Raw genomic sequence first — 4,471 nt, forward strand, 5'->3', positions numbered from 1 at the left:
GATGTTGTCGCTGACTCCTACCTTACCAATATCATGAAGGAGTGCTGCATTTTCCAAGTCATGCATATCATAATCTTTTAGAAAATTTTTATCTATTTGTAGCTCTTTTAGTTTTTCTCCGATGACCTGCACGTATTTTGATGTCCTGATTATATGGTATCCTGTGTTGTAGTCTCGTAACTCTGCCTGATGTGCCAGTGCAAATATTGTCACCTCTTGAGTCTGCTTCAGTCGGTCTAAAGTTTCATTGTGTCTTTTATCTGCATATAAGAAAATATACATACGGAAAAAATAGAAAACTAATATATTGATTGCTACAATAATCCAGATGATCCTATTTGAATACTTCAGGTCATTTGTGAGAAGGTTATTTTTTTCATATACTTCCACAACTCCTACAACATTCCCTGCAAGAGAAACCGGTATGTAAAATTCAAAAATTCTTCCTGCCTTTAACTCTTCCAGATTTTCATTTTTTTTCTTAGGTTTTATATTGTAAGAAGGTAAACCAGAGACAGCTTTTTTATGCTCTGTATTATTTGGAAATACCTGTCCTATAATATTTTCATTGTCACTCCAGATAATCTCTCCTTTTTTGTTCCAGATTTTTATCCTGAAAACAGAGTCATTGAGATGGAAGAGTTCAAATGTTTTTTTATCAATACTGAGACCGGTTTTGTGATCTAAAAACAGGTTGGTAAGGACTTTACTGTCATCTACAATCTCCTGGATTAATTTGGGATAATAGGTAATGTGGGTCTGTATTATTTGTTTTTTCATATAGTTATTTATAAAAAATCCGATCGACAGGGTGAGGAGTATAGAGGCGATAACGGAATTAAGTGAGTACATCCAGAATATTTTATTTTTACTTTCCCTCATAAGTTGGGTATCTCCTTTTTTTCAGATGTTATACTATAATTAATTACCATAGGTATTGAAAAAAGTCAATATGATCGAAAAATGACACCACTTGTAGTATAGATACGAGAAGAAACAAAAATCTGCCCGTCACAGGCAGATTTTCTATTTTTTTTCTATTTTTTTCTTTTCCATGGAAGTATAGATGTGCTTATGATCTCCAAAAAGGGCCACTCCTCTTGCCAGCTCTCTGGCCATATTTAAAATCAGAAGGCTGAAAACATCTTTATTTTCATGAAATAACTCCATAAGTTTTTTCTTTGAAAGAACCAAAAGATCCATATCAGTAGCGGCTATAGCGGTAAACACATGCTTTTGTATTCCCAAAACGGCCGTTTCCGCCATACTGAAACCCGGCTCTATATCCAGAAACTTTTCTCCATTCAGAAAGAACTCTGCTCTTCCTTCCAGGACTATATAAATATCAGTGGGAGAATCTCCCTCTTTAAATATAACCTGCCCCTTTTCTATGTGAATTTCACTTAGGTTGTCCAAAAGATCCTGAAGATTATTTTTTTCAAATCCTCCAAAGAGAGTAATTTTACTTAACATACTCATTACTTTTTCTTTGTCCAGACAACATTCGCTCTTTATTTTCATCTGACTACCCCTTTAGTTAATTATTAATACTATAAAAAATTATACCCCTCTATTACTAAAAAGTAAATAATCAGCAGAGGTATTACAAAAACCCTCCTGGATTAATAGATCTAGTCTAGTAAGCAAGAGGGTTTTAAAATAAATTCAATATTACATCATGGTTATATCAATATGGGAAATCTATAAAATCCGTGGATTTTTATACTGCCTGATTTCCTTGTTCTTTTACTCTGAATCTATTATCACGAATATCGTAAATTTCAAAGTCTATTTTTCTGAGGAGGGCCTTGTCATGAGTTACCATTATAACAGCTCCAGGATACTCTAAAAGCATATTTGCTATTGTGTTTCTGGAATAGTCATCCATATAAGTAGAAGGCTCATCTATTATCAAAACATCAGTTTCTGACAGAATATGAGCGAAAATTTCCAGTCTCTTTTTCTCTCCGCCAGAAAGCATATATAATTTTTTGTCTCTGAACTCCGGGTCATGATTATATAGAGAATCAATGGCAGCCTCTATAAAGTCATCTGATAAACCTGTCTTGTCCTTTAGATAGTCCTTTATAAATATCTGCTCATTTTCTAAAACAGTCTCCTGCTCTATAAAGGATATTTTGGCTTTTTCATTTATCTGTACTTCTCCGCTGGTAGGTGCTTCCTGTCCTGCCAGTATTCTGAGAAGAGTAGATTTTCCAGAACCATTTTCTCCCACGATACAGATTTTACTGTCCTTCAGAACTTCCAGATTTGCTTCTTTATAAAGAAATTTGTCCGGGAACTCCTTTGATACTCCTGACAGGGTTACCATATTTTCACCGATATCTCTGTTTTGTGTAAAGAAATCTTCCGGAGCAGCAGTATATTCATACTTGTACTCAGGTGAAAATTCTATTTTCTGTTTTTCTAGTTTTTTAAGATCTCTTCTCATTCTTCGCAAGATTACAGCATGTGCATGTTTATTGTCCACCTTTTCCAAAAGTTTAACTTTTCTGTGGACACTTATTTCAGTTTCCTCTATAGTAAGCTCGGTTTTTAAGTTGTGTTTTTTCTCTTCTGAAAGCTTTATTTTTTTCTCTTTCAGAAAATTGCGATAGTCACACTCATAAGATGTAATTGTTTTGTTGTCGATATCAAATATTTTATTGGCAATCCCTCTTACAAAATCTACATTGTGAGAAATCACAATAAATGCCTTGAAGCTTTCTGATATATAGTTTGAAAGCCACGCAGTCTTTTTCTTATCGAAATATGAAAGTGGCTCATCTAAAATTATCAGATCAGAGTTGCTAAAGAGAGTAGTTGCCAGTCTGATATACTGTTTTTCTCCTCCGCTCAATTCTCTGAATTTTTTATCGAGCTTATCTCCTATTTCAAATACATCTATAAATTCAGACTTGATGTGGAGATAAGAGTATGCTCCCAGGCTCTCAAACCGATCTGAAATTTCAGAGTACTTTTCCATGATAGCTTCATTCTCTTCAGCATCATCAGAAAACTGTGTGGATATATACTCAAGTTCTTTCTGAGTTTCCATAACATCTTTAAAAGGGACATTCAGTAGATCATCCACTTTCATATCCATGTCTACTCTACCAAACTGATCAAAGCATGAAAAAGTTGCCTCTTCATTTATTATAACCTGACCGTAATCCGGGTCCTGTTCACCTGTGATAAGCTTTATGAAAGTTGATTTTCCAGTACCGTTGTGTCCTGTGACAGCTATTTTATCTTTAGAATTTATTTCCAGATTTACCTTTTTGTATAATTTCTGAGTAAAAAATGATTTTGACACATTTTGAAATTCGATAATATTCATAGTTTGTTCTCCTATACTCTTAATCTAAACAACATTATATCATATTTTTATTAAAACTACTAAAAATTTCGGGCTTTTTTGAAAGTGAAACCATATAAAAATTAAAAAAAAGATATTTATATTTACATATGTAATCTCATATAAACTCATTATAAAATATTATTTAATACACAGTTTTGGAACATAAAACTGATACTTTACTCCTTATAAGATCTGTTATACATAAAGGAGGGAAATAATAATTAAAAATTAAATATGCTGAGCATTGCTTTTGGGGCTCTTGTGGTGTCGTGTCAAAATAACAATATGGAAGAAGAGAAAGGCTTGAGATTAAAGATATAACTATTAATTGGGTAAAATTCGATTTATCAGATTCCCAAGATTTTTTTAGAATTTTTTTTTGGGGGAAAATAAAAAAAAGCTGTCATTTAAGACAGCTTTGATTATTTAATTATACAGTTTTGATGTTAGAAGCTTGTGGACCTTTTTGACCTTTAGTGATCTCAAAAGTTACTTGCTCTCCTTCTTCAAGAGACTTGAATCCGTCTTTTTGAATTTCAGAGAAGTGTGCGAATACATCTGTTCCATCCTCAGAAGTGATGAATCCGAATCCTTTTTCTGCATTAAACCATTTTACTGTTCCGTTTGCCATTTGTAATACCTCCATAAATTTTGTTTTGAATTTAGAACAATTTTTAATTAAATCTTCACAAAACTTATAAAGTATTGCACGAAAATTAGAAATAAATTTTATTCTGAATTACCTAAAAGAATTCTATCATTTTTATTAAAATGTGTCAACATATTTTTTTATTTAGACAGTTAAATTTTGAAACTCAGAACTATCTTCTCTGTTTTCGGCGTTTACTTCTTGACAGATATTAGGGTGGGTTCTGTTTCTGCCGGTTCCTTTAGCCCTGTACATATTCATGTCCGCACGTTTTAAAATTTCATCTGCACTGTCTTCACTATCAAAAGTAGCCGTTCCGAGACTTATGCTTACAGGCAGGCCCAGTTTGAAATCATGATTTCTTACTGATTTTCTGAGTTTTTCTGCCACTTTCCACACTATTGTTTCGTCTGTTTCGGCACAGATAACGATAAATTCTTCGCCACCCCAACGGCCTATAA

At 33.1% G+C, this 4,471-nt stretch carries 5 protein-coding genes; all 5 read right to left on the minus strand.

The genetic code is table 11. The features are described 5' to 3' along the window. Nucleotides 1-882 (minus strand): HD domain-containing protein (locus tag ABZA26_RS08570; RefSeq protein WP_372714106.1); only part of this gene is annotated, 882 nt, incomplete at its 3' end. A gap of 144 nt (nt 883-1,026) precedes the next feature. Continuing rightward, nucleotides 1,027-1,521, minus strand: a complete 495-nt coding sequence (locus ABZA26_RS08575) for a cyclic nucleotide-binding domain-containing protein (protein ID WP_372714107.1) — start codon at nt 1,519-1,521, stop codon at nt 1,027-1,029. 199 nt (nt 1,522-1,720) lie between these two features. Further along, complete coding sequence (locus tag ABZA26_RS08580) at nt 1,721-3,340, minus strand: ABC-F family ATP-binding cassette domain-containing protein (RefSeq protein WP_372714108.1); 1,620 nt, start codon at nt 3,338-3,340, stop codon at nt 1,721-1,723. A 451-nt stretch (nt 3,341-3,791) separates the two neighbouring features. Next, nucleotides 3,792-3,992, minus strand: a complete 201-nt coding sequence (locus ABZA26_RS08585; RefSeq protein WP_013387398.1) for a cold-shock protein — start codon at nt 3,990-3,992, stop codon at nt 3,792-3,794. Nucleotides 3,993-4,154: 162 nt separating this feature from the next. Next, nucleotides 4,155-4,471: GGDEF domain-containing protein (locus tag ABZA26_RS08590; protein ID WP_372714109.1), on the minus strand; the 317-nt coding region annotated here is incomplete at its 5' end.

Origin of the sequence: Ilyobacter sp. (genome assembly GCF_041583315.1) — a bacterium.
GTDB lineage: Bacteria > Fusobacteriota > Fusobacteriia > Fusobacteriales > Fusobacteriaceae > Ilyobacter.

Coding starts and splice junctions, on each gene's coding strand:
- ABZA26_RS08585 (WP_013387398.1), bottom strand. CDS start 3,992: ATGGCAAACGGAACAGTAAAATGGTTTAATGCAGAAAAAGGATTCGGA.
- ABZA26_RS08580 (WP_372714108.1), bottom strand. CDS start 3,340: ATGAATATTATCGAATTTCAAAATGTGTCAAAATCATTTTTTACTCAG.
- ABZA26_RS08575 (WP_372714107.1), bottom strand. CDS start 1,521: ATGAAAATAAAGAGCGAATGTTGTCTGGACAAAGAAAAAGTAATGAGT.